Below are 23203 nucleotides of genomic sequence, written 5' to 3'. Positions count from 1 at the left end.
CCGGGCGCGGCAGGCACGACCCGCGCCCGGACACATTGGCTCAGTGCAGGTCGAGACCGGGCAGCAGGCGGCTGAAGCCGTCGATCGCGGGGTAGCCGCCGGGCAGCGTGGATGCGCCCTCGATGCCCTCGACGGCCCTGGGCAGCAGGTTCGAGATCAGATCGCCGCCGACCTCCCGCACCGGCTGTCGCGCCCGACCCGGCGACTTCGCGGCGCGGGCCGAAGCGGGGGCGGTCGGCCGCTCGGCGAGCGTCATCTCGGTCGGCACCCGGGCAGCGACGGGCGCCGGCGGCAACGCGGGGAGTGCGGGCAGCGCGGGCACCTGCAGCGTCGTCGCCAGGTCACGCATCCCGCTGTTGCCGGAGGCCGCGGGGAACAGCGCGGGCGAGGCGCTGTTCAGCGAGGGCATGCCCCACGTCGCCCCGACGCCGCCGAGGTCGGCCAGCGGGCCCATGGCCGACCTGGCGGCCGCCAGACCCGTCAGGCCGAGCCGCCTGGCCATGTCACCGGCGGCCATGGCCAGCTTGCCGACCTCCTCGGTGACGACCCGGTGGCCGTTCGTCCTGCCCTCGTTGAGCTGGAGCTTGGCGTGGCCGTCGCAGTACGAGGCGACCGCCTCACGCGGCCGGCAGGTGTCGGCCACCGAAGGCCCGGCGACCGGCCAGGTGACGCCCGCGGTCAGAGCGGCCACCGTGAGGATGCTTCGGATCTTACGAGATGACACCGCACGTCCCTCTGATCGGATTCGGTGATCTGACGAACGCCGAAGCTAGCCACGTGTCCGGCCGGTCGCGTGCGGCTTGTCCGAAGGGTGGCGGGAACCTTACCCCGCGGCGACGGGATATGACCCTGGCATGACACGCCGGAGCCCGGAGATCCGCGGGGATCTCCGGGCTCGATGGCACGGCCTCAGCCGCGCTGGATGACCAGCTCGTCGTCGCCGAGCTCCACCCTGACCTTGTCGCCGTCGGCGATCTCGCCGGACAGCACGGCCTTGGCCAGCTTGTCGCCGATGGCCGACTGGACCAGGCGGCGCAGCGGGCGGGCGCCGTACAGGGGGTCGTAGCCGGTCAGCGAGAGCCATTCGCGGGCGGCCGGGGTGACCTCCAGCGTCAGCCGGCGGTCGGACAGGCGCCGGGCCAGGCGGTCGACCTGGAGGTCGACGATCTGGGCCAGCTCTTCGGAGCCGAGCGCGTCGAAGAGGATGACGTCGTCGAGCCGGTTGAGGAACTCCGGCTTGAACGAGCCGCGCACCGCCCCCATGACGGCCTCGCGCTTGGCGTCGTTCTCCAGCTTCGGATCGACCAGGAACTGCGAGCCGATGTTGGAGGTCAGGATCAGGATCGTGTTGCGGAAGTCGACCGTGCGGCCCTGGCCGTCGGTCAGCCGTCCGTCGTCGAGCACCTGGAGGAGGATGTCGAACACCTCCGGGTGCGCCTTCTCCACCTCGTCCAGCAGCACCACCGTGTACGGCCGCCGCCGGACGGCCTCGGTGAGCTGGCCGCCCTCCTCGTAGCCGACGTAGCCGGGGGGCGCGCCGACGAGCCTGGCCACGCTGTGCTTCTCGGAGTATTCGCTCATGTCGATGCGGGTCATCGCCCGCTCGTCGTCGAACAGGAACTCCGCCAGCGCCTTGGCCAGCTCGGTCTTGCCCACACCGGTGGGCCCGAGGAACAGGAACGAGCCCGTGGGACGGTCGGGGTCGGCGATGCCGGCCCGGCTGCGGCGTACGGCGTCGGAGACGGCCTGTACGGCCTGCTGCTGGCCGATGAGCCGCCGGCCCAGCTCCTCCTCCATCCGCAGCAGCTTGGCCGTCTCGGCCTCCAGCAGGCGGCCGGCGGGGATGCCCGTCCAGGAGGAGATGACCTCGGCGATGTCGTCGGCGCCGACCTCCTCCTTGACCATGGCGTTGTCCGGCGGCGCGGCGTCGGAGGCGGCCTGGAGTGCCTGCTCCAGCCGGGGCACCTCGGCGTACATGAGCCGGGAGGCGGCCTCGAAGTCGCCGTCGCGCTGGGCCCGCTCGGCCGCGCCCCTGGCCTCGTCGAGCTGCTTCTTCAGCTCGCCGACCTTGTTGAGCCCGGCCTTCTCGTGCTCCCAGCGGCCGACGAGGGCGTTGAGCTCCTCCTGGCGGTCGGCCAGCTCCTGGCGCAGGCGGTCGAGCCGCTGGACCGACGCCTCGTCGGTCTCCTTCGACAGGGCCAGCTCCTCCATCTTCATGCGGTCGACGTTCCGCTGGAGCTGGTCGATCTCCACGGGACGGGAGTCGATCTCCATGCGCAGCCGCGAGGCGGCCTCGTCGACCAGGTCGATGGCCTTGTCGGGGAGGAAGCGGTTGGTGATGTAGCGGTCGGACAGGGCGGCGGCGGCGACCAGGGCGCCGTCGGCGATCTGCACCTGGTGGTGCGCCTCGTAGCGGCCCTTGAGCCCGCGCAGGATCGCGATCGTGTCCTCGACCGTGGGCTCGCCCACGTAGACCTGCTGGAAGCGGCGCTCCAGCGCGGGGTCCTTCTCGATGCGCTCGCGGTATTCGTCGAGCGTGGTCGCGCCGATCATGCGCAGCTCGCCGCGGGCCAGCATGGGCTTGAGCATGTTGCCGGCGTCCATGGCGCCCTCGGCGGCCCCCGCGCCGACGACGGTGTGCAGCTCGTCGATGAACGTCACGATCTGCCCGTTGCTCTCCTTGATCTCGGAGAGGACGGCCTTGAGACGCTCCTCGAACTCGCCGCGGTACTTCGCGCCGGCCACCATCGCGCCCAGGTCGAGCGAGATCAGCCGCTTGTTGCGCAGCGACTCGGGCACGTCGCCGGCCACGATGCGCTGGGCCAGGCCCTCGACGACGGCGGTCTTGCCGACGCCGGGCTCGCCGATCAGCACCGGGTTGTTCTTGGTGCGGCGGCTGAGCACCTGGACCACGCGGCGGATCTCCGAGTCGCGGCCGATCACCGGGTCGAGGCCGCCGCCGCGGGCCCGCTCGGTCAGGTCGACGCCGTACTTCTCCAGCGCCTGGTAGGTGTCCTCGGGCGTCTCGCTGGTGACGCGGGCGTGGCCGCGTACCTTCTCGAAGGCGTCGAGCAGCGCCTGCGGGGTCGCGCCCTGCGACTTGAGCAGCTCGGCCATCGGGCCGCCGTCGGCCGCCAGGCCGACGAGCAGGTGCTCGGTCGAGACATAGAGGTCTTCGAGGCGGTTGGCGTGCTGGGCGGCGGTGTTCATGACGGTGAGGAGCTGCCGCGAGCTCGACGGCGCGCCCACTGTCGCACCCTGCGCCTTCGGCAGCGCCGCCAGCTGCTCCTCGACGCGCGCCCGCAGCGTGCGCCAGTCGGCGCCGACCGCTTCGAGCAGCGGCACGGCCGTGCCGCCCGTCTGGGAGAGCAGCGTGGAGAGCAGATGGGCCGGAGAGATCTCCGGGTTGCCCTCGGCGGCGGCGCGCCGCATGGCACCCGAGAGAGCTTCCTGGCTCTTCTGGGTGAGCTTGTAGTCCATAACCTAGGCCCCCGGTGGCAGCTCGTAGCGGATCAGCGCCCTGACCATCCGCATCTCGGCGCGCAGGCGGTGAACCTCCTCACGCAGCCGCAGAGCTTCGTTCTCGAGCTCGAGGATCCGCTTGATGCCCGCGAGGTTGATGCCCTCCTCCTGGGAGAGCCGCTGGACCTCGCGGAGCTGGATGATGTCCCTTGTGGAGTAGAGGCGGCCGCGCCCGGCGGTGCGGCCCGGGCTGACCAGGCCGAGCCGGTCGTACTGGCGCAGCGTCTGCGGGTGGAGCCCGGAGAGCTGCGCGGCCACCGAAATCACATAAACAGGCGTGTCGTCGGACAGGTCGAAATAGTTGGCGTCCATCGGCTACTCGCTTCTGGCTCGCTGAATGAGATCGGCGCGCGGGTCGTCGCCCGCGGTCGCGGTGTTGAACTCGGTGAGGAGCTCGCGCGACTTGTCGTCGAGCGTCTTCGGCACGAGCACCTCGACGCTGGCGAGCAGGTCACCCTTGGTGCCGTCCTTGCGGGAGACGCCCCTGCCCCGCACGCGGAACGTGCGGCCGTTGGGCGTGCCCGCCGGGACGCGCAGGGTCACCGGCATGCCCTTGAGGATCGGCACCTTGATCTCGGCGCCCAGCGCGGCCTCCGTGAACGTCACGGGAACCGTGATCGTGAGGTTGTCGCCCATCCGGCCGAACACGGGGTGCGGCTTGACGTGCGTCAGGATGTAGAGGTCGCCGGCCGGGCCGCCGTTCTCGCCCGGCGCGCCCTTGCCCTTGAGCTTGACCCGCTGCCCGTCGGCCACGCCGGCGGGGATCCTGGCCTGGATCGTGCGGGTGCTCTTGGCCCGGCCGTTGCCCTCGCACACGGGGCAGGGGTCGTCCACGAGCAGCCCGCGGCCCTTGCAGTCGCGGCAGGGCTCGGAGAAGGCGAAGTTGCCCAGGTTGCGGCTGGCCGCGCCGGTGCCCTCGCAGGTGGGACAGACCCGGGGGGTCGTGCCCGCCTTGGCGCCGGTGCCGCTGCACGCGGTGCAGGCGGCCGAGCTGGTCAGCCTGAGCGACACCGTGGTGCCCTCGACGGCCTCGGTGAACGAGAGCGTGACCTCGGACTCGACGTCCTGGCCGCGGCGCGGTCTGGTGGCGCTCGTCGTGCGGGTGGAGCCCCCCGCCCCACCGCGGTTGAACAGCCCGCCGAACAGGTCGCCGAGCCGCTCACCGGCGCCCCCGCCCTGCTGGCCGGCGGTGCCGCCGAACAGGTCGCCGAAGTCGAACGGGAAACCGCCACCGCCGGGGCGCTGACCGCCCACCCCGGACCCGAACAGCGTGCGCGCCTCGTCGTACTCCTTGCGGCGCTTGCCGTCGGACAGGATGTCGTACGCCTCAGAGACCTCCTTGAACTTGGTCTCCTTGGCGGCGTCGCCCTGGTTGGTGTCCGGGTGGTACTGCCTGGCCAGCTTCCGGTACGCCTTCTTGATCTCGTCGGCGGTGGCGGTCTTGGGCACACCAAGGACGGCGTAGTAGTCCTTTTCCAGGTAGTCCTTGGTGCTCATCTACGGCCCTTCGTCCTTTGTCAGTTTGCTTCGTCGTCATTGGACGCGGGAGGGGCGTCCTCGGGCTCGGCCACCGCCACCCGCGCCGGGCGCAGCACCCGCTCACCCATGCGGTAACCGGGCTGCAGCACCTCGATCGCGGTGGGCTCGGTGACGTCGGGCGAGTAGCTGTGCATCAGCGCCTCGTGGACCGTCGGGTCGAACGGGTCGCCCTTCTGGCCGTAGGCGCTGAGGCCCAGCTTGGTGAGCACCGACTCCAGCGACTCCGCCACCTTCGCGAAGCCACCGGTCAGCTCGCCGTGGTCACGGGCCCGTCCGATGTCGTCGAGCACGGGGAGTAGCTCGGTCAGCGCGCCGGCGACGGCCTGCTCGCGGACCGCGACCCTGTCGCGCTCGACCCTTCTGCGGTAGTTCGTGTACTCCGCCTGGAGGCGCTGGAGGTCGGCGGTCCGCTCGGCGAGCTGGGCCGCCAGCTCACCGTCGTGGGCCGCCGCCGGCGCCTGCTCGGCGGGCGCCTCGGGCTGCTCGCCCGAGGTCTCCCGAACCTCGCCCGTCTCCGGATCGATCTTGCGCTTGTCGCGGATCACCGGCTCCTCGTGCCCGTTGTCGCGCGCCGGCATCACTGGTCCTTCTTCGGCTGGTCTTCGTCGACGATCTCGGCCTCGACCACGTCGTCGTCGGCCTTGGCGCCCTGACCGGCCGAGGCGTCCTGCGGAGCGCCCTCGGGGCCGGCCTGCTGGCCCTGGCTGGCGGCGTAGATGGCCGAGCCCATCTTCTGGCTGACCGTGGCGAGCTTCTCCGCGGAGGTGCGGATGACGTCGGTGTCGGTGCCCTCAAGAGCCTTCTTCAGCTCGGCCAGGGCGTCGTTGACCTCGGTCTTGATGTCGCCGGGGACCTTGTCGTCGTTCTCGCGGAGGAACTTCTCCGTCTGGTAGGCCAGACCGTCCGCGTTGTTGCGGACCTCGGCCTCCTCGCGGCGCTTCTTGTCCTCCTCGGCGTACGACTCGGCCTCGCGCATCATGCGCGCGATGTCGTCCTTCGGCAGCGCGGAGCCGCCGGTGATGGTCATCGTCTGCTCCTTGCCCGTGCCCAGGTCCTTGGCGGAGACGTTGACGATGCCGTTGGCGTCGATGTCGAAGGTGACCTCGATCTGCGGGATGCCGCGCGGCGCCGGGGCGATGCCGGTCAGCTCGAAGGTGGCCAGCTTCTTGTTGTACGAGGCGATCTCGCGCTCGCCCTGGTAGACCTGGATCTGCACCGACGGCTGGTTGTCCTCGGCCGTGGTGAAGACCTCCGAGCGCTTGGTCGGGATCGTCGTGTTGCGCTCGATGATCTTGGTGAAGATGCCGCCCTTGGTCTCGATGCCCAGCGACAGCGGGGTCACGTCGAGCAGGAGGACGTCCTTGACCTCACCCTTGAGCACGCCGGCCTGAAGAGCGGCGCCGATGGCGACGACCTCGTCGGGGTTGACGCCCTTGTTGGGCTCCTTGCCGCCGGTCAGCTCGCGGACGAGCTCGGTGACGGCGGGCATACGGGTCGAGCCGCCGACGAGCACCACGTGGGCGATGTCGGAGACCTTGATGCCGGCGTCCTTGATGACCTGGTGGAACGGGCCCTTGGTCCGCTCGAGCAGGTCGGCCGTCAGGCGCTGGAACTCGGCCCTGGTCAGCTTCTCGTCGAGGTGCAGCGGGCCCTCGGAGGAAGCGGTGATGTAGGGCAGGTTGATGTTGGTCTCGGCCTGGCTGGACAGCTCGATCTTGGCCTTCTCCGCGGCCTCACGCAGGCGCTGGAGGGCCATCTTGTCCTTGGCGAGGTCGACGCCGTGGGCGTTCTGGAAGCGCTTGACCAGCTCGTCGACGACGCGCTGGTCCCAGTCGTCGCCACCGAGGTGGTTGTCGCCGGAGGTGGCCTTGACCTCGACGAAACCGTGGCCGTCCTCCTGGCCGACGTCGAGCAGCGAGACGTCGAAGGTGCCGCCGCCGAGGTCGAAGACCAGGATCGTCTGGTCCTGCTCCTTGTCGAGCCCGTAGGCGAGGGCCGCGGCGGTCGGCTCGTTGATGATGCGCAGAACGTTGAGGCCCGCGACCGTGCCGGCCTCCTTGGTGGCCTGGCGCTGGGCGTCGTTGAAGTAGGCCGGGACGGTGACCACCGCGTCGGTGATCTTCTCGCCCAGGTACGCCTCGGCGTCCTGCTTCAGCTTCTGCAGCACGAAGGCGCTGATCTGCTGGGGGGAGAACTTCTTGCCGTCGATCTCCTGGGACCAGTTGGTGCCCATCTCGCGCTTGACCGAGCGGATCGTCCGGTCAACGTTGGTGACGGCCTGCCGCTTGGCGACCTCGCCCACCAGGACCTCGCCGTTCTTCGCGAAGGCGACCACGGACGGCGTGGTCCGCGAGCCCTGCGCGTTGGCGATGACGGTGGGCTCACCGCCCTCGAGGATCGAGACGACGGAGTTGGTCGTCCCAAGGTCGATACCTACCGCACGTGCCATGAGTACGTCCTTGTAGTCAAAGTTGAGTCGGTTGGACTCAAGCTACGGATTCGTGTCGTCTTTGTCAAACGACTTGAGCCTACCCGACTCAACCCCGATGAGCGCGTCAGCATTCCCATGAACTGGGGCGATATCCGGCGTTCTTCCCCACATCAGGCGTAACGGGGGCGGACGCCCGGTGGTTCCGCCGGCATGAACAAGCCGCCCACCTCGACACGTGCGTCATGAGGAGGGCGGCCGAGTGGGACGTGCGGCTCAGGGCTTGGCGCCGTCCACGAGCTTGCGCTTGGCGAGGGGGTGCTTGAGCTTGACGGTCGTGGTCTTCTCCAGGGCCAGCATGATGCAGGAGACGTTCTCGGCCTTGGGGGACGTGCCCTCGTACAGGGTGATGGTGACCTTCTTGGCGGTCTCCTTGACCTTGACCCGGTCCAGCACGGTGCACGGCTCCACCCCCGACCACCAGGTGAGCCTGACCTGCTTGCCGCGTGCGACGGACGTGGCCTTGGTCCAGCGGACCTTGTGCACGTTGATGGCGTCGCCGGTGGGCTTGACCGGCTCGGGGGCCTTGGTCGGGGCCTTGGTGGGGGCGGTGGTGACCGGCGTCACGGTGTGCTCGACGGGCGCCTGCGGCCCCGGACGGGCGGCCGGCGGCGATGTGGCACAACTCGTCGCGAGCACCAGAGAACCGGCGAGAAGAGTCGCTGTCGTCATTGTGCGCATATCTATAGGACGAAAAGGGCAGGTCCGCGGTTCAGCGTTATACCCGGGAAGTGGGCGGTTAGTGTGGGTCACGTGCTCCGTCAGGCAATGCTCGCCGTCTCCAAGAGCGAACGCGCCGAACGCGTCATCACCACATCGCCGCTGACCAGGGACGTGGTCAAGCGGTACGTCGCCGACGACGTCGGCGAGGTCATCCGCGGGCTGACCCACGAGGGCCTCCTCGTGACCGTCGACCACCTGGGCGAAGAGGTGACCGACAGGAGACAGGCCGAGGCGGCCGTGCGCGAGTACCTGTCGCTCCTCGACCGGCTGCCGCCGGGCGGCGACGCCTCGGTCAAGCTGACCGCGCTCGGGCTGCGGCTGTCGGAGCAGGTCGCGCTCGACAACGCGGCCACCATCTGCGAGGCGGCGGCCGGCCGCGGCATCACGGTCACGCTCGACGCCGAGGAGCACGACACGATCGGTGGCCTGCACTTCGTGCACGCCACCCTGCGCAAGGAGCATCCCGACGTCGGGATCGTGGTCCAGGCGTACCTGCCCGACGCGCTCGAACGCTGCGAGAAGCTGGTCGGCGCCCGCGTACGGCTCTGCAAGGGCGCCTACACGGCCCCCGGCGCCTACAACAGGCCGGCCGACGTCGACCGCTCGTTCGTCCGCTGCCTCAAGATCCTCATGGCGGGCACCGGCTACCCCATGATCGCCACGCACGACCCCAGGATGATCCAGATCGCCTCCACCCTGGCCGTGCTCGACGGCCGCGACGTGAACGGCTTCGAGTACCAGATGTTGTACGGCGTGCGCCCCGGCGAGCAGCGCCGCCTGGCCGGCCTCGGGGGCCAGGTGCGCGTGTACGTCCCGTACGGCGCCGACTGGTACGCCTACCTCATGCGCCGCCTGGCCGAACGCCCCCGCAACCTGGCGTTCTTCCTCAGATCGCTGCTGTCGCGGGGCTAGTAGGCTGGGCCGGGCGTCCGTTCCCTTCGAGAGGTCGAGATGATCGCGATTCTGGGCACCGGCAAGATGGGCGAGGCCCTGCTGTCCGGGCTGCTGCGCGCCGGGTTCAAGCCGGGCGACATCATGGCGACCAGCCGCCGTCCTGAGCGGGCGCAGGCGCTGCGCGAGACCTACGGCGTGCGCACGGTCGACAACGCCGAGGCGGCCAAGTCGGCCGACACCCTGATCCTGGCCGTCAAGCCCCAGGACATGGCGACCCTGCTGGCCGAGATCGCCCCCTACGTCCCGGCCGACCGCCTGGTCATCACGGCGGCGGCCGGCATCACCACCGCGTTCGTGGAGCAGCGGCTCGGCGTCGAGGTGCCGGTGGTCCGGGTCATGTCCAACACGCCGATCAGGTTCGACGAGGCGATGAGCGTGATCTCGGCGGGCGCGCACGCCGGCGAGGAGCACCTCAAGCTCGCCGAGGGCCTGCTCAAGCCGGTCGGCAAGGTGCTGCGCATCCCCGAGTCCCAGCAGGACGCCGCGACCGCGCTGTCCGGCAGCGGCCCCGCCTACTTCTTCTACCTGGTCGAGGCCATGGTCGACGCGGGCATCCTGCTCGGCATGCCGCGGGCCGCCGCGCTCGACATGGTCACCCAGTCGATCGTCGGCGCGGCCGTGATGCTGCGCGACTCCGGGGAACATCCGGTGATCCTGCGGGAGGCCGTCACCTCGCCGGGCGGCACCACGATCGCGGCCATCGCCGAGTTGGAGCGCCACAGCGTGCGCGCCGCCTTCCTGGCCGCCATCGAGGCCGCCCGCGACCGGGGGCGCCAGCTCGCCTCCGGCTGACCGGCGGCGCGGGGAAGCCTGTCGTGCTGCTCAGGCGTCCCGCCGCTGCATGAGGACGCCCCCCGCCACCACCGCGACGGCGACCCACAGCGCGTAGACGCCGAGCCCGCTCCACGGCCCCAGCGGGTTCCCGGGCTGGTCCAGCACGATCTCCAGGCCGGCGTTGGTGGTGAAGTGGTCGGAGACGGTCTTGCCCCACTGGCCGGGCAGCGCGCTGGTGAGCTGCGGCAGCACCAGCATCAGCGCGATGGCCGAGACGATCGCGCCCGGCGTGTGCCGGATCAGCGTGCCGAGCCCCAGCCCGAACAGGCCGCACGCGGTGAGGTAGAGCCCGGCCCCGAACACCGACTGCGCCGCGGTGCCCAGGTCGACCGAGCCCGGCCGGAGGATCGCCAGGCCGACGGCCACCGCGGCGGCGGCCGCGACCGTGCAGACGACCAGCGCCGTCACGGTGAACACCACGATCTTGCCGGCGAGCAGCTTCATCCGCCTCGGCACGGCCAGCAGCGACGTGCGGATGCCGCCGGTCCGGTACTCGCTGGAGATCACCAGCACGCCCAGCGTGGCCATGGACAGCGAGGCGAACATGATGCCGGTCAGGCTCGTCATGACGGCCTGGTCGCCGGTGATGGGCCGCCCGTCGGCCGTGGCCTTGGACGCGACCGACAGGAGCCCGCCGAGGCCGATCAGGAGCAGGGCGGTGACGGCGAGCGTCCACACCGTCGAACGCACCGAACGGATCTTGGTCCACTCGGACCTCAGGATGTCGGTCATGACGAGTACTCCACACTGTCCTTGGTGAGCTCCATGTACGCCGCTTCGAGCGAGGGCTGCACGAACGTCAGCTCCTCCAGGGGGATCCCGGCCCGAGCGGTCAGGGTGCCGATCTCCAGCGTGCTCATCGCGGTGACGCGCAGGTGGTCCGGGTACAGGTCGCCCACCTTGACCAGGTCGGCGACCTCGGCCAGGCGCGGGGAACGCACCCGTACGTAGCCCTGCGAGCTGCGCCCGATGAACTCCTGCACGCTCGTGTCGGCGATCAGCCGCCCCCGGCCGATCACGATCAGGTGGTCGGCCGTCTGGGCCATCTCGCTCATGAGGTGGCTGGAGACGAACACCGTCCGCCCTTCGGCGGCCAGCTTGCGCATGAACGTGCGGATCCACAGGATGCCCTCGGGGTCGAGCCCGTTGACCGGCTCGTCGAAGAGCAGGATCTCGGGGTCGCCGAGCAGCGCGGCCGCGATGCCCAGGCGCTGCGACATGCCGAGCGAGAAGCCGCCGATCCGGCGCCGCGCCACCTCGCGCAGGCCGACCGTCTCCAGCACCTCGTTCACCCGGCCGGCCGGGATGCCGTTGCTCTGGGCGATGGCCAGCAGGTGGTTGCGGGCGCTGCGGCCGCCGTGCACGGCCTTGGCGTCCAGCAGCGCGCCCACCTTGCGCAGCGGATGCGGATGCTCCTGGTACGGCCGCCCGTCCACCAGCACGGATCCGCCCGAGGGCCGGTCCAGGCCGAGGATCATGCGCATGGTCGTGGACTTGCCGGCGCCGTTGGGCCCGAGGAACCCGGTCACCTGGCCGGGCTCGACGTCGAACGACAGGTCCGCGACGGCATGGGTGGCGCCGTAGCGTTTGCTCAGGTTGGTTGCGCGAATCGCCGTCATGCCACCAAGCGTGCCGCCGGCGTCTCACGTTCTCTTCGGCCGTGAGGACGTTCTTGCCGGGCGCGGCCTGGGACCCTGGTCCTAGTCTCCAGGTTTGATCAGCGCCGCCTCGTACGCGACGATCACCGCCTGCGCCCGGTCCCTGACCCCGATCTTGGCGAACAGGCTGGTCACGTGGTTCTTGACGGTCGAGGGGGAGACGGCCAGCTGCCCGGCGATCTCGGTGTTCGACCGGCCTCTGGCGATCAGCACGAGGATCTCCCGCTCGCGCTCGGTCAACGCGTCCAGCATGGGCGGCGCGGGCGCGGCCGGCGGCCTCGACGACCGGACGAACGTGCCGATCAGCCGGGTCAGCAGCCGCGGCGCGACCGCCGACTCGCCCCGGTGCACCACGCGCACGCCCTCGATCAGCTCCTCGGGGGAGACGTCCTTGGGCAGGAAACCGGCGGCGCCCGCCCGCAGCGCCGCGACCACGTTCTCGTCCAGGTCGAACGTGCTCAGCGCGAGCACCCGCACGCCCGGCAGCTCCGAGGTGATCAGCTCGGTCGCCCGCACGCCGTCGAGCCCCGGCATGTGCAGGTCCATCAGCACCACGTCGGGACGCAGCCGCCGGCTCAGCTCGACGGCCCGCTCGCCGTCGCCGGCCTCGCCCACCACGGACAGGTCGGGCTGCGCGTCGAGCATCAGCCGGAACCCCTTGCGGACCAGCTCGTGGTCGTCGACCAGCAGCACCGTGATCATGTTGCCTCCAGGGGGATGCGGGCGTGCACCCGGAATCCTCCCCCGGGACGCGGGCCGGTCGAAAGCCGGCCGCCGCACAGCGCGACCCGCTCGGCCATGCCGCCCAGCCCGAACCCCGGCGCGCCGCCCTGCTGCGGCACGCCGTCGTCGAGCACCTCGACCTCCACCGCCTCGGACTCGTAGGCCAGGCGCACGCTGGCCCTGGCGCCGGCCGCGTGCTTGCGGGTGTTGGTCAGGGCCTCCTGCACGATCCGGTAGACGGCGTGGTCCACGGCCGAGGGCAGCGCCACCGGCTCGCCCGTGACGGTCAGGCTGGCGGGCAGCCCGGCGCTCCTGGCCTCGCCGATGAGCGCGGGCAGGCGGTCGGCCCCCACGCCGGTCGCGGCGTCCGGGCCGTCGTTGCCGTCGGCCCGCAGCACGTGCAGCAGCCGGCGCATCTCCGACATCGCCTGGCGGGCCGTCTGCTGGGCGCTCTCCAGCGCCTCGCGGGTGACCTCCTGCTCGGGCGCGAGCGTGGCCCGCGCGCCGCCGACCAGGGCGTTGATCACCGTGATGTGGTGCGCGACGACGTCGTGCAGCTCCCGCGCGATGCGCCGCCGCTCGGCCTGTACGGCGGCGTCGGCGGCCTCCCGCCTGCTGCGTTCGTTCAGCTCGGCCCTGGCCTTGACCAGCGCGCCGATGCCGGCCGGGATCGCGACGACGAAGGCGCCGGCCAGGAACTGCCCGATGCCCGGCCCCTTGATCTCCATCACCGCGCCGTAGGCGACCATCCCCGTGACCGTCATGGCCAGCGACGGACGGCCGGAGGAGTGGCGCGCCAGGCTGTAGAAGGCGATCCCCTCCGGGATGGTGGCCGACGTCACCAGTCCGGCCGCGATGCCGATCACGTCGAACGCCGTGACGGCCCCGGCCACCAGCACCGGCCTGCTCCGGCGGACGAGCAGCAGCACGCTGGTCAGCAGGAAGTGCGCCGCCCCCAGAGCCCCGGCCGTCCCGGTCTGGACGGACGAGATGATCAGCCCGAGACCCGCGAACACGGCGAGGACCACCACGATCGTGGTGTCGAAAACCCGGGGACGTCGGAAGAAATGGAAGATTCTGAGGAAAGGTCGCGCCCAGCGCACCATAAAACATTAAGTCACGAAATTTCTGATGCGACCGGGGCCGTCCCCGACGATCACCCGGGCTACAACCGGAACAGGGCGCTGCGGTAACGTCGGCGCAAGGTGAGGGACGCGCGGAGGGCGGGGCATGAGCCGAACGGCACGAGTCATCTGGGACGACGCTCTCACCTCCTACAACTTCGGCCCGAGCCACCCGCTGGCGCCCATCAGGGTCGAGCTGACGATCGCGCTCGCCCGCGCGCTCGGCGTCCTCGACAAGGTCGAGATGGCCGGCTGCGCGCCCGCCGGCGACGACGAGCTGGCCCTGGTGCACGATCGCGGCTACATCGAGGCGGTCAAGGGCGTCTCCGTGGCCGGCGTGCCCGACCTGCGGGCAGGGCTCGGCACCACCGACAATCCGGCCTTCAAGGGCGTGCACGAGGCGTCCGCGCTGATCGCGGGGGCGTCCCTGGCGGCGGCGCGCGCGGTCTGGGAGGGCGCGGCCGAGCACGCGGTCAACGTCGCGGGCGGGCTCCACCACGCCATGCCGGCCGCGGCCAGCGGCTTCTGCGTCTACAACGACCCGGCCCTGGCCATCGCCTGGCTGCTGGAGCAGGGGGCCACGCGGGTGGCCTACGTCGACGTCGACGTGCACCACGGCGACGGCGTGCAGGCCGTCTTCTACGACGATCCCCGGGTGCTGACGATCAGCCTGCACGAGAGCCCGCGCACGCTGTTCCCGGGCACCGGCTTCCCCCACGAGACCGGCGCGGAGGGCACGGCCGTCAACGTGGCGCTCCCGGCCGGCACCGGCGACTCCGGCTGGCTGCGCGCCTTCCACGCGGTCGTGCCGCCGCTGCTGCGCGAGTTCGGCCCCGAGATCCTGGTCACCCAGCACGGCTGCGACAGCCACGCCCTCGACCCCCTCGCCAACCTCATGCTCAGCATCGACGGCCAGCGCGCCGCCTACGCCGCCCTGCACGACCTGGCGCACGAGACGGCGGGCGGCCGGTGGATCGCGGTGGGCGGCGGCGGTTACGAGCTCGTCCAGGTCGTGCCGCGCATCTGGACGCACCTCATCGCCGAGGCAGCCGGCCATCCCGTCGATCCGGCCACGCCCACCCCCGACGCCTGGCGCCGGTACGTCAGGGAGCGCACCGGCGAGGCGCCCCCGCTGACCATGACCGACGGACGCAATCCGGAATTTCACGACATCTCCGGCGGTTATGACCCAGCGGACCCCATCGACCGTGCGGTCATGGCGACCCGGCAGGCGGTGTTCCCTCTGCACGGCCTCGACCCGATGCCCTGACGACCGCCCCGACGACGCTCGACGTCCTCGATGCCCCTGATGAGGAAGACCTGTGCTGAGCCGCGACGAACTCCGCCGACACCTGATCCACAGCCGTATCGCCGGTGACGTCGCGACGTCGCGCGAGAACAACCTCGACCACTACAGCTCGCTGGCCAACCGCGACCCGTACTACATGCTCGGCCTGACGTTCGAGCAGCCGTGGACCTTCCGGGACGTCCTCGACCTGATGGCCAAGTCGGCCGGCGTGGTCGCCGATCCCGGCCACCGCCGGGGCCAGGACACCATCGACCCCGACCTGACGATCGACGCGATCGACGCCATGGCGGCGCGCATCGCGTCCGTGTTGTCGCGGCCGTCCCCGCGGGTGTTGTTCGCCACCGGCCACCCGACCGGGCTGCTCGCCGTCCACCTGCCGCTGGCCAGGTTCGCCGTCGAGCGCGGCGCGACCCTGCTCACCCCGGCCGAGGGCTGGACGTACACCGGCTCCGGCTTCGGACGCCCGCGCCGCATCCGCTACCTCCAGGACATCGCCATGCTCGACGACCGCGGCGGCTTCGTGCACACCCACGACTCGGCCCCGATGCGGCACATGCTCGACGAGCTCGAAGGCGGGCTGCCCGACCTGGTGATCGCCGACCACGGCTGGGCGGGGGCGGCGGGCGAGGCGGGCGTGCCGACGGTGGCCTTCGCCGACAGCAACGACCCCGGCCTGTTCCTCGGCGAGGCCGAGGGAAAGATCGACGTGGTCGTGCCACTCGACGACAATGTGCTACCCCGCTATTACGCTCCGCTGACCGAGCGGTTGGTCACTCTGGTCTCACGAGCCCTTTGAGTCGAAAACGGCCCTCCCCATACCGTCTTTTCGCGCCTGCATTCCAAGGGGCTCGCTGTCCCTTTGCCAACTTTTGATGGTGCTTGGGCGACTCTTATGTGTGGCAACTTGGACAGTTCCAAGGTCCAGGCGAGGTGCTCGGCCCGGCTGCTAACCAGCGACTTTACTGGTCCGGCTGACAGGTGGCTCCGCGGACTGAGAAAATAGGGGGTTTGCGCACCCGGAGTCCCGACTTACGCTGACGGCAGTACACGTGCGTGAGCAATGGCACCAGTGGGGATAACCCGGAAACACGTGCGGAAGAGGCGTCCGATGGGTGCAGGCGAAAGACCTCTCAGCGAGGTGAAGTTCCTGACCGTGGCTGAAGTCGCGACGGTCATGAGGGTGTCCAAGATGACGGTGTACCGGCTCGTCCACTCAGGTGAGCTGCCGGCCATCCGAGTTGGCCGGTCGTTCAGAGTGCCCGAGCAGGCGGTCCACGACTATCTGCGGGAGGCCTACATCGAGGCAGGTTGAAGTAGCGGCGCGCCCGAACGCGCCGTGAATTCGGTCGCGGGAGAAGCCCGGCCTGCGCACCACGAGGCCGGGCTCTCACCCCCCAAGGGGCGATCCACCCCCGATCGCCGGTAGTCTGTCACCCGGTGTGCGCTCGCACATCGATTCAGACTTGCTATCAGTACCTGGGGGTCCCGTGGGCTCTGTGATCAAGAAGCGCCGCAAGCGGATGGCCAAGAAGAAGCACCGCAAGCTGCTCAAGAAGACGCGCATCCAGCGGCGTAACAAGAAGTAACCGACGCAGCTGCGAGGCGCTGATGACCCACACCGTGCTTGTCACCGGGGTCTCGCGCCACATAGGCGCCCGGGTGGCGAGCGTCCTCGCGGCTGACCCGGAAATCAGCCGCGTCATCGGAGTGGACACCGTGCCGCCCCCCTCGCTGACGCGGGACGGCGGCATCACTCTGGGCCGGACGGAGTTCGTCCGGGTCGATCTGCGCAGCCCCGACATCGCTGAGGTGATCGCGGCCGCGGACATCGACACCGTTGTGCACATGAGCCTGGTCAGCGCCCCGTCCAAGGGCGATGGCAGGGCTGCCATGAAGGAGCACAACGTCATAGGCACCATGCAACTGCTCGGTGCCTGCCAGCGGTCGTCGACCGTGCGGCGCGTGGTGGTGCGCTCCACCACCGCCGTCTACGGCTCGTCCCCGCGCGATCCTGCGGTGTTCACCGAGGACCTGGAGCCGCACGTCGGTCCGGTCCACGGCTACGCCAAGGACGCGGCGGAGGTCGAGGGCTACGTGCGCGGTTTCGCGCGCCGCCGCCCCGACGTGACGGTGTCGCTGCTGCGCTTCGCCAACTTCATGGGTCCGGGCGTCGACTCGCCGCTCACCCGTTACTTCAGCCAGCCCTTCGTGCCGACGGTGTTCGGCTTCGACCCGCGGTTGCAGTTCGTCCACGAGGACGACGCGGTCGAGGTGCTGCGCAGGATGGCGAACGAAGACCACCCCGGCACGTTCAACGTGGCCGGGGCAGGCGTGTTGCTGCTGTCGCAGTGCGCGCGCCGGGCCGGCCGGGCGTCGCTGCCGCTGTTCGCGCCCGTCTTCCGCACGCTCGGCAACACCGTGCGCAGGCTCGGCCTCGTCGAGTACTCGCCCGAGCAGCTGCGGCTGATGAGCTACGGCCGGGCGGTCGACACCGCCAGGCTGGAGGCCGAGCTGGGCTGGCGGCCCAAATACACCACCGCGGCGGCCTTCGACGACTTCGTGCGTTCACGGGGTATGCATCCGTTCGGAGGTGTGCGTCCGTGAGCGTGCCGCACGAGGAGGAGGGCCGGGTGATCCCGATCAGCGCCGCGCCGTCCTTCGAGGAGCCCGATCCGCTGGCCCGGCTGCTGGCGTTCGTCCGCCGGCGCGTCACCGGCGAGTACGAGGTCGACGAGTTCGGCTACGACCCCGAGCTGACCGACAAGGTGCTCCTCGAACTGATCAGACCGCTCTACCACCGCTGGTTCAGGGTCGAGACGGCCGAGCTGAAGAACGTGCCCGCCGAGGGCGGCGCGCTGGTGGTGGCCAACCACTCCGGCACGCTGCCGATCGACGCGCTCATGATGCAGGTCGCCCTGCACGACGAGGCGGGCCGGGCCGTCCGCCTGCTCGGGGCCGACCTGGTCTACCAGCTGCCGTTGCTCGGCCACCTGTCCCGCAAGACCGGCCACACGCTGGCCTGCCCCGAGGACGCCGACCGGCTGTTGCGCAAGGGCGAGCTGGTCGGCGTGTTCCCCGAGGGCTTCAAGGGCGTCGGCAAGCCGTTCTCCGAGCGCTACAAGCTGCAGCGGTTCGGCCGGGGCGGGTTCGTGGCCTCGGCGATCCGCGCGGGCGTGCCGATCGTGCCCACGGCCATCGTGGGGGCCGAGGAGATCTATCCGAAGATCGGCGACCTGAAGTTCCTGGCCCGCATCCTCGGCGTCCCCTACCTGCCGATCACGCCGTTCTTCCCGCTGCTCGGGCCGCTCGGGCTGGTGCCGCTGCCGTCCAAGTGGATGATCGAGTTCGGCGAGCCGATCCGCACCGACGAGTACGAGCCCGCCGCGGCCGACGACCCGATGCTGGTGTTCAACCTGACCGACCACGTGCGCGAGGTCATCCAGCAGATGCTCAACGAGTTGCGGCTGCGCAGGGGGCCGGCCTTCCCGCCGTTCCTGTGAAGGGTGCAACCGGTCGTGCCCGGCCGGTGTTCTGCGGGTGTAGTCACTGACACCCGAGAGGAACCTCTTCGATGGATCTCCAGCTTTCCGGCCGTGTGGCCGTCGTCACCGGCGCGTCCAAGGGCATCGGCCTGGCCGTCGCGCGCACCCTGGCGGAGGAGGGCGCGCACGTCGTGGCCGCCTCGCGGACCGCGCCCGACGCCAAGGTGACGCACGTCGCGGTGGACCTGATGGACCCGCAGGCGCCCGCCCGGGTGATCGCCCGAGCCGTGGAGGAGTTCGGCGGGGTGGACATCCTGGTCAACAACGCCGGCGGGCCGCCCCCCGGCGTGACGCTGCCCCGGGTCGGGTTCATGGCGCCGGGCGACGACGACTGGCAGGCCATGTTCGAGTTCAACCTGTTCGCGGCCGTACGCATGATCCGCGCGGCCGTGCCGCTCATGGTGGAGCGCGGCGGCGGCTCGATCGTGAACATCTCCTCCGGCTCGGCCCGCCAGCCCGGGGCCATGAACGTGGACTACGGCGCGGCCAAGGCCGCCATGAACCACGTGAGCAAGGCCGTCTCGGAGGAGTACGGCCCGCAGGGCGTCCGGGTGAACACGATCTCGCCCGGCCCGGTGCTCACCGACTGGTGGACCAAGGACGGCGGCGCCGCCGACGTCATCGCCGGGATGGCCGGGGCGTCGAAGGAGGACGTCATCGCCCAGGTCGCCCCCGGCATGATGAAGCTGGCCACCGGACGCCTGGTGAGCCCGCAGGAGATCGCCGACATGGTCGCCCTGCTGGTCTCGCCGCGCTCGGGCAGCACGACCGGCGCCGACATCGCCGTGGACGGCGGGTTCCTGAAGGAGATCTGAACCCTCTTGGCGGGTTGTGGCAAGACATCCGTGACCGATTCTCCACAGAAAGGCGGAGATGATCACGCAACCCGCCACCAGGGGGGCGGACTCGGAGCTCGTGAGCGCCTCCCTGACCGAGCCGGAGGCGTTCGCCGAGCTGTTCGACCGCTACTCCGCCATGCTCTACCGGTACGTCTCCAAACGCCTCGGCCCTGAGCCGGCCGAGGACCTCGTCGGCGAGACGTTCCTCGTCGCGTTCTCCCGCCGCAAGAGCTACGACCTGTCCTACCCTGACGCCAGGCCGTGGCTCTTCGGCATCCTCACCAAGCTCATCTCCCGCCACCACCGCAAGGAGGGGGCGCGGTACCGGGCGTTCCTGCGGGCCCCCCTCGACCAGGACGTGGAGTCGCCCGCCGACCGCGTCGCCGCGGGGGTCACGGCGCAGGCCGCCCGTCCCCGCCTGGCGGGCGCGCTGGCCGCGCTGCCCGCCAAGGACCGGGACGTCCTGCTGTTGATCGCCTGGGGTGACCTCACCTACGAAGAGGTCGCCCAGGCGCTCGGCATCCCGATCGGAACCGTTCGCTCCCGCCTCAACAGGGGCAGGCGGAAGGTGCGGGCCGCGCTCGGCGACACCAATCCCATGCTGGAGGAGGAGTGACCATGGACGACCTGCGGATGCTCCGCGACCTCGGCGCGGAACTGGAGCACCAGCCGCCCCCGACACTCGTCCGCCAGCGCGACCGTCTGCTGCGGGAGCGCCCGCGCCGCAGGTGGAACGCCTACTGGACGGCCGGCCTGGTCGCCGTCGGCACGGCCGCGGCAGTCGCGGTGCCGACCCTGCTGGTCAACGGCAACACCGTGGCCGCTCCGTCGGCGGGCGCGCGCCCGGTCGACATGACCGGCGCCCGCAACATCCTGGTGATCGGCTCCGACACGCGCGGCGGGCCGGGCAACGCCAAGTACGGGCCCGCCATGGCCAGGACGCCCGACAAGGGCGGCAGGCGCTCCGACACCATCCTGCTCGTGCACGTGCCCGCCGACCGCGGCCAGGCCGTCGGGGTCAGCGTGCCGCGCGACTCGATCGTGCAGATCCCGTCGTGCGGGTCCGACCCGGCGCGGAAGGACATGATCAACTCGGCGTACAACACCGGGGGAGCGGGCTGCCTGAGGAAGACGCTGGAGAAGCTGACCGGCGTCCGGGTGGACCACACGGTCGAGGTCGACTTCACCGGCTTCAAGGGCATGGTGGACGCGCTCGGCGGCGTCCAGATCACGCTCAGGACGCCGGTGGACGACAAGGCGGCGAAGCTGAAGCTGCCCGCCGGCAAGGTCACGCTCGACGGCGAGAGCGCCCTCGGCTACGCCCGCCTGCGCCGCTACGGCGACGGCTCGGACGTCCAGCGGATCAAGCGGCAGCAGATCCTGCTGCTGGCGATGCTGAAGAAGGCGAGGAGCGCGGCCGCCGACCCGGCCCGGCTCAGCGGCTTCCTCGGCGTAGTGCGCAAGTCGGTCAGGACGGACCTGAGCCTGGAGGCCATGGTCGAGCTGGCCAGAGCCACGTCCGCGACGCAGGTGTCACTCGTCACCGTGCCGTGGAAACCGGCCCAGGACGACCCCAACCGGATCGAGTGGCAGCAGCCGGAGGCCCGGAAGTTGTTCGAGCGCCTGCGATGACCGGCGCCGGCGTGCGCCCGGCGGTGGACGTCAAGGAGCCGTCCACGCGGCCGGGCCACGCCGTCGTCCTCGTCCGCGGACGGCTAGTGGGAGCGGTAGTGCTTGCGCAGGGCGATGCCCGCCGCGACGCCGCCCGCGATCGCGCCGACCCCGGCCGCGATGGGCAGGGCGGTCATGGTGGCCTTGCGGCCGGTACGGAAGTCCTTGACCGGCCAGTCGTGCTTCCTGGCGTGCTCGCGCAGCTCGCTGTCGGGGTTGATCGCCACCGCGCTGCCGACCAGCGACAACATCGGCAGGTCGTTGGCCGAGTCGCTGTAGGCCGTGCAGCGGGTCAGGTCGAGCCCTTCGCGGCGGGCCAGCGCGCGCACCGCCTCAGCCTTGGCCGGACCGTGCAGCAGGTCGCCCACCAGATGGCCGGTGTAGACGCCGCCGGCGGTCTCGGCGACCGTGCCGAGCGCGCCGGTGAGGCCGAGCCGCTGGGCGATGACCCGGGCCAGCTCGACGGGCGTGGCCGTGACGAGCCAGACCCGCTGGCCGGCGTCGAGGTGGCTCTGCGCGAGCGCGCGGGTGCCGCCCCAGATGCGGTCGGCCATGACCTCGTCGTAGATCTCCTCGCCGAGGCGGACGACGTCGTCGACCTTGGCGCCCGCGACGAAGGCGAGCGCGGTCTCCCGGGCGACCGCGATGTGCTCGGGGTTCTCGTTGCCGCGCAACCGGAACACGGCCTGGCCGACGGCGAACTTCAGCAGATCGGATGTGGTGAACATGCCGCGCGTGGCCAGCCCGCGGGCGAAGTGGTAGATGGACGCGCCGCGCATCATGGTGTTGTCGACGTCGAAGAAGGCCGCCGCCTCCAGGTCCGGCTCGACCGGCGCGGCCGGCGCGACGGTGACCGCCGCCCGCGCCGCGGCCTCGCCGGCGGCCTCGGCCCCAACCTCGTGTCGTCGTCGCATTAGCCGCCACATGCGGTTCAGCTTACCTAGCCGGTGCCACGAGCCCCTCGATGTAGTCGAGGTAGCCGGCGGCCTGTCCCTTCTGTGCCTCGGTGAGATGGTCCAGCATCGGCTCGACCGTTTCCCGCTGCTTCTGGGCGAACTTCTTGATCTTGGACGAGCGGGGCTGCGTACGCGTCAGCCGGCTGATCCCGGAGCGGGTGGAGTCCTCCATGTCCTTGAGCGTCTGGCCGACCAGCGGGCTGTCGGTGGACGAGCCGAGCAGGCTGGCGACCTCCTTGGCGCGGGTCTCGGCCGAGGCCAGCTCGCGCTCGCCGCGTTGGGCGTCGTCGGTGCTCAGGTGCACCAGGGTGCTCTCCGCGGCCCTCTTGAGCGGGTAGAGCGTGTCGCCCGGGACCGCCTGGTACGTGGCGAAGGACGCCACCATCATGGCCCCCGCCAGACCCAACGTGGCGACCTGGGACAGCAGCGGACGGCGACGGCGGCGTACGGGCTGGACGGCCGGGGCCGGCGCGAGCTCCTCGTCGGGGGCCGACAGCAGCAGGCGGCCGGAGACCAGATCCTCGCGCAGGCGCTCGCGGAAGGCCGGCTCGGGCCCGCCGCCCAGAGACGGGCCGTGCAGCTCCGTGAGACGCTCGATGACGAGCTCCCGCCGCCTGCGCGCCCTACTCATGACAGCTCCCTGAGGGATCCAGCCGTGACAACTGGCCTAACGAGGTGCGGGTGGGAGAGGTTACGCCAGGTCGTGCTTGAGTGCCCTGGCGAGCGTTCGAATGGCCCGAAACTGCAGCGCTTTGATCGCTCCACTCTTCTTCCCCATGATCAACGCGGTTTCCGCGAGCGAGAGGCCGTGCAGGAAGCGCAGCACCACGCATTCCTGCTGGTCGGGATTGAGGTCGCGGACGGCGCGCAGCACCCGGTCGTTCATGATGGCCGTGACCACCGCGTTCTCCGGGATGTGCGCGCCTTCGAGCGGCACGTCGATCAGCTCTCCCGTCGGGATCTCCAGTCGGTAGCGGCCGGACTTGAAGTGGTCGGCCACCAGGTTCCTGGCGATGGTGACGAGCCACGCGCCGAAGTCGCGGCCCTGCCAGGTGAAGTCGCCGATCCTGCGCAGCGCGCGCAGGAAGGTCTCGCTGGTCAGGTCCTCGGCGAGCTGGTGGGCGCCGACCCGGAAGTAGATGTAGCGGTAGACGAGGTCCACGTAGCGGTCGTAGAGCGTGCCAAAGGAGTCCGTGCATCCGTTCTTGGCGTGCAGCACCAGCGTACGGATGTCGTCGGGCACTTCTTCGCGCACGCCAAGCTCGCCCGTCCGGGCAGGTCCAGCGACCGCTGGAGCAAGCAGCCCGGCGAACGGCCACGA

General features: G+C 70.7%; 24 protein-coding genes and 1 pseudogene. 11 read left to right on the top strand and 14 right to left on the bottom strand.

Annotation, left to right across the window (positions count from 1 at the left end):
• Nucleotides 1–40: 40 nt before the first annotated feature.
• The 7 genes and pseudogenes from ABZ444_RS37945 to ABZ444_RS37915 all read right to left on the bottom strand — a co-directional run bounded on the left by ABZ444_RS37945 (nucleotide 41) and on the right by ABZ444_RS37915 (nucleotide 8221).
• The gene (locus tag ABZ444_RS37945) at nucleotides 41–691 is read right to left on the bottom strand and encodes a hypothetical protein (protein ID WP_358007956.1); all 651 of its coding nucleotides are present in this window, start codon (nucleotides 689–691) and stop codon (nucleotides 41–43) included.
• A 218-nt stretch (nucleotides 692–909) separates the two neighbouring features.
• Nucleotides 910–3480: an ATP-dependent chaperone ClpB gene (gene clpB, locus ABZ444_RS37940; RefSeq protein WP_358007953.1), complete on the bottom strand. Its 2571-nt coding sequence runs from the start codon at nucleotides 3478–3480 to the stop codon at nucleotides 910–912.
• Between the two features lie 72 nt (nucleotides 3481–3552).
• Nucleotides 3553–3834: pseudogene (locus tag ABZ444_RS37935) on the bottom strand (helix-turn-helix transcriptional regulator); the annotation flags it as partial.
• 3 nt (nucleotides 3835–3837) lie between these two features.
• Nucleotides 3838–5019, bottom strand: a complete 1182-nt coding sequence (gene dnaJ / locus ABZ444_RS37930) for a molecular chaperone DnaJ (protein ID WP_358007950.1) — start codon at nucleotides 5017–5019, stop codon at nucleotides 3838–3840.
• A 20-nt stretch (nucleotides 5020–5039) separates the two neighbouring features.
• Nucleotides 5040–5639 carry a nucleotide exchange factor GrpE gene (gene grpE / locus ABZ444_RS37925; protein ID WP_357966251.1) on the bottom strand — a complete coding sequence of 200 codons (600 nt, stop codon included), beginning with the start codon at nucleotides 5637–5639 and terminating at the stop codon, nucleotides 5040–5042.
• Nucleotides 5639–7510, bottom strand: coding sequence for a molecular chaperone DnaK (dnaK, locus tag ABZ444_RS37920; protein WP_358007947.1), 1872 nt, complete (start codon nucleotides 7508–7510; stop codon nucleotides 5639–5641). Before dnaK ends, grpE begins: the two co-directional genes overlap by 1 nt.
• 255 nt (nucleotides 7511–7765) lie before the next feature.
• Nucleotides 7766–8221 carry a hypothetical protein gene (locus ABZ444_RS37915; RefSeq protein WP_358007944.1) on the bottom strand — a complete coding sequence of 152 codons (456 nt, stop codon included), beginning with the start codon at nucleotides 8219–8221 and terminating at the stop codon, nucleotides 7766–7768.
• A gap of 81 nt (nucleotides 8222–8302) precedes the next feature.
• On the opposite strand from ABZ444_RS37915, the gene ABZ444_RS37910 reads away from it, so the two are divergent.
• Both ABZ444_RS37910 and proC read left to right on the top strand, forming a co-directional pair.
• Nucleotides 8303–9184 carry a proline dehydrogenase family protein gene (locus ABZ444_RS37910; RefSeq protein ID WP_358007941.1) on the top strand — a complete coding sequence of 294 codons (882 nt, stop codon included), beginning with the start codon at nucleotides 8303–8305 and terminating at the stop codon, nucleotides 9182–9184.
• Between the two features lie 39 nt (nucleotides 9185–9223).
• A complete protein-coding gene (gene proC / locus ABZ444_RS37905) occupies nucleotides 9224–10018 on the top strand; it encodes a pyrroline-5-carboxylate reductase (RefSeq protein ID WP_358007938.1) in 795 nt (264 codons plus the stop codon).
• 30 nt (nucleotides 10019–10048) lie between these two features.
• On the opposite strand, the gene ABZ444_RS37900 is transcribed toward proC, so the two are convergent.
• The 4 genes from ABZ444_RS37900 to ABZ444_RS37885 form a co-directional block, all read right to left on the bottom strand.
• The gene (locus ABZ444_RS37900; RefSeq protein WP_358007935.1) at nucleotides 10049–10792 is read right to left on the bottom strand and encodes an ABC transporter permease; all 744 of its coding nucleotides are present in this window, start codon (nucleotides 10790–10792) and stop codon (nucleotides 10049–10051) included.
• The gene (locus tag ABZ444_RS37895) at nucleotides 10789–11679 is read right to left on the bottom strand and encodes an ABC transporter ATP-binding protein (RefSeq protein ID WP_358007933.1); all 891 of its coding nucleotides are present in this window, start codon (nucleotides 11677–11679) and stop codon (nucleotides 10789–10791) included. The genes ABZ444_RS37900 and ABZ444_RS37895 overlap by 4 nt, the downstream gene beginning before the upstream one ends.
• 81 nt (nucleotides 11680–11760) lie before the next feature.
• Complete coding sequence (locus ABZ444_RS37890) at nucleotides 11761–12420, bottom strand: response regulator transcription factor (RefSeq protein WP_358007930.1); 660 nt, start codon at nucleotides 12418–12420, stop codon at nucleotides 11761–11763.
• Nucleotides 12417–13472, bottom strand: coding sequence for a sensor histidine kinase (locus tag ABZ444_RS37885; RefSeq protein WP_358007927.1), 1056 nt, complete (start codon nucleotides 13470–13472; stop codon nucleotides 12417–12419). The genes ABZ444_RS37890 and ABZ444_RS37885 overlap by 4 nt, the downstream gene beginning before the upstream one ends.
• A 199-nt stretch (nucleotides 13473–13671) precedes the next feature.
• On the opposite strand from ABZ444_RS37885, the gene ABZ444_RS37880 reads away from it, so the two are divergent.
• The 9 genes from ABZ444_RS37880 to ABZ444_RS37840 all read left to right on the top strand — a co-directional run bounded on the left by ABZ444_RS37880 (nucleotide 13672) and on the right by ABZ444_RS37840 (nucleotide 20887).
• On the top strand, nucleotides 13672–14835 hold the full coding sequence (locus ABZ444_RS37880; protein WP_358007924.1) for an acetoin utilization protein AcuC: 1164 nt from the start codon (nucleotides 13672–13674) through the stop codon (nucleotides 14833–14835).
• A 52-nt stretch (nucleotides 14836–14887) separates the two neighbouring features.
• Entirely contained in the window at nucleotides 14888–15670 is a 783-nt protein-coding gene (locus ABZ444_RS37875; RefSeq protein WP_358007921.1) for a phosphatase, read from the top strand.
• A 312-nt stretch (nucleotides 15671–15982) separates the two neighbouring features.
• On the top strand, nucleotides 15983–16186 hold the full coding sequence (locus ABZ444_RS37870; RefSeq protein ID WP_026214222.1) for a helix-turn-helix domain-containing protein: 204 nt from the start codon (nucleotides 15983–15985) through the stop codon (nucleotides 16184–16186).
• Nucleotides 16187–16361: 175 nt separating this feature from the next.
• Nucleotides 16362–16460, top strand: coding sequence for an AURKAIP1/COX24 domain-containing protein (locus ABZ444_RS37865; protein ID WP_018654693.1), 99 nt, complete (start codon nucleotides 16362–16364; stop codon nucleotides 16458–16460).
• Between the two features lie 22 nt (nucleotides 16461–16482).
• The gene (locus ABZ444_RS37860) at nucleotides 16483–17478 is read left to right on the top strand and encodes an NAD-dependent epimerase/dehydratase family protein (protein WP_357966275.1); all 996 of its coding nucleotides are present in this window, start codon (nucleotides 16483–16485) and stop codon (nucleotides 17476–17478) included.
• 26 nt (nucleotides 17479–17504) lie between these two features.
• Entirely contained in the window at nucleotides 17505–18374 is an 870-nt protein-coding gene (locus ABZ444_RS37855) for a lysophospholipid acyltransferase family protein (RefSeq protein WP_358007991.1), read from the top strand.
• A gap of 71 nt (nucleotides 18375–18445) precedes the next feature.
• The gene (locus ABZ444_RS37850; RefSeq protein ID WP_352325267.1) at nucleotides 18446–19231 is read left to right on the top strand and encodes an SDR family NAD(P)-dependent oxidoreductase; all 786 of its coding nucleotides are present in this window, start codon (nucleotides 18446–18448) and stop codon (nucleotides 19229–19231) included.
• A gap of 58 nt (nucleotides 19232–19289) precedes the next feature.
• Entirely contained in the window at nucleotides 19290–19871 is a 582-nt protein-coding gene (locus ABZ444_RS37845) for a sigma-70 family RNA polymerase sigma factor (protein ID WP_358007918.1), read from the top strand.
• Nucleotides 19872–19873: 2 nt separating this feature from the next.
• Nucleotides 19874–20887: an LCP family protein gene (locus tag ABZ444_RS37840; protein ID WP_358007916.1), complete on the top strand. Its 1014-nt coding sequence runs from the start codon at nucleotides 19874–19876 to the stop codon at nucleotides 20885–20887.
• Between the two features lie 83 nt (nucleotides 20888–20970).
• On the opposite strand, the gene ABZ444_RS37835 is transcribed toward ABZ444_RS37840, so the two are convergent.
• The 3 genes from ABZ444_RS37835 to ABZ444_RS37825 are packed head-to-tail and all read right to left on the bottom strand — an operon-like array spanning nucleotide 20971 to nucleotide 23137.
• The gene (locus ABZ444_RS37835) at nucleotides 20971–21840 is read right to left on the bottom strand and encodes an HAD-IB family hydrolase (RefSeq protein ID WP_358007914.1); all 870 of its coding nucleotides are present in this window, start codon (nucleotides 21838–21840) and stop codon (nucleotides 20971–20973) included.
• Between the two features lie 22 nt (nucleotides 21841–21862).
• Nucleotides 21863–22513 carry a DUF5667 domain-containing protein gene (locus tag ABZ444_RS37830; RefSeq protein ID WP_358007911.1) on the bottom strand — a complete coding sequence of 217 codons (651 nt, stop codon included), beginning with the start codon at nucleotides 22511–22513 and terminating at the stop codon, nucleotides 21863–21865.
• A 60-nt stretch (nucleotides 22514–22573) separates the two neighbouring features.
• Entirely contained in the window at nucleotides 22574–23137 is a 564-nt protein-coding gene (locus tag ABZ444_RS37825) for a sigma-70 family RNA polymerase sigma factor (RefSeq protein WP_358007908.1), read from the bottom strand.
• Nucleotides 23138–23203 lie beyond the last annotated feature (66 nt).

Origin of the sequence: Nonomuraea sp. NPDC005730, from assembly GCF_040630865.1 — a bacterium.
In the GTDB taxonomy this organism is placed as follows: Bacteria; Actinomycetota; Actinomycetes; order Streptosporangiales; family Streptosporangiaceae; genus Nonomuraea.
The sequence above is the reverse complement of the archived record's forward strand: the minus strand, read 5'-3'. Positions and strand labels throughout refer to the sequence as shown.

Bases quoted from the DNA above. Each gene is read 5' to 3' on its own strand.
- clpB (WP_358007953.1), bottom strand. From the start codon at position 3,480: ATGGACTACAAGCTCACCCAGAAGAGCCAGGAAGCTCTCTCGGGTGCC.
- dnaJ (WP_358007950.1), bottom strand. From the start codon at position 5,019: ATGAGCACCAAGGACTACCTGGAAAAGGACTACTACGCCGTCCTTGGT.
- grpE (WP_357966251.1), bottom strand. From the start codon at position 5,639: ATGCCGGCGCGCGACAACGGGCACGAGGAGCCGGTGATCCGCGACAAG.
- dnaK (WP_358007947.1), bottom strand. From the start codon at position 7,510: ATGGCACGTGCGGTAGGTATCGACCTTGGGACGACCAACTCCGTCGTC.
- ABZ444_RS37915 (WP_358007944.1), bottom strand. From the start codon at position 8,221: ATGACGACAGCGACTCTTCTCGCCGGTTCTCTGGTGCTCGCGACGAGT.
- proC (WP_358007938.1), top strand. From the start codon at position 9,224: ATGATCGCGATTCTGGGCACCGGCAAGATGGGCGAGGCCCTGCTGTCC.
- ABZ444_RS37900 (WP_358007935.1), bottom strand. From the start codon at position 10,792: ATGACCGACATCCTGAGGTCCGAGTGGACCAAGATCCGTTCGGTGCGT.
- ABZ444_RS37895 (WP_358007933.1), bottom strand. From the start codon at position 11,679: ATGACGGCGATTCGCGCAACCAACCTGAGCAAACGCTACGGCGCCACC.
- ABZ444_RS37890 (WP_358007930.1), bottom strand. From the start codon at position 12,420: ATGATCACGGTGCTGCTGGTCGACGACCACGAGCTGGTCCGCAAGGGG.
- ABZ444_RS37880 (WP_358007924.1), top strand. From the start codon at position 13,672: ATGAGCCGAACGGCACGAGTCATCTGGGACGACGCTCTCACCTCCTAC.
- ABZ444_RS37870 (WP_026214222.1), top strand. From the start codon at position 15,983: ATGGGTGCAGGCGAAAGACCTCTCAGCGAGGTGAAGTTCCTGACCGTG.
- ABZ444_RS37860 (WP_357966275.1), top strand. From the start codon at position 16,483: ATGACCCACACCGTGCTTGTCACCGGGGTCTCGCGCCACATAGGCGCC.
- ABZ444_RS37850 (WP_352325267.1), top strand. From the start codon at position 18,446: ATGGATCTCCAGCTTTCCGGCCGTGTGGCCGTCGTCACCGGCGCGTCC.
- ABZ444_RS37845 (WP_358007918.1), top strand. From the start codon at position 19,290: ATGATCACGCAACCCGCCACCAGGGGGGCGGACTCGGAGCTCGTGAGC.
- ABZ444_RS37840 (WP_358007916.1), top strand. From the start codon at position 19,874: ATGGACGACCTGCGGATGCTCCGCGACCTCGGCGCGGAACTGGAGCAC.
- ABZ444_RS37835 (WP_358007914.1), bottom strand. From the start codon at position 21,840: ATGCGACGACGACACGAGGTTGGGGCCGAGGCCGCCGGCGAGGCCGCG.
- ABZ444_RS37830 (WP_358007911.1), bottom strand. From the start codon at position 22,513: ATGAGTAGGGCGCGCAGGCGGCGGGAGCTCGTCATCGAGCGTCTCACG.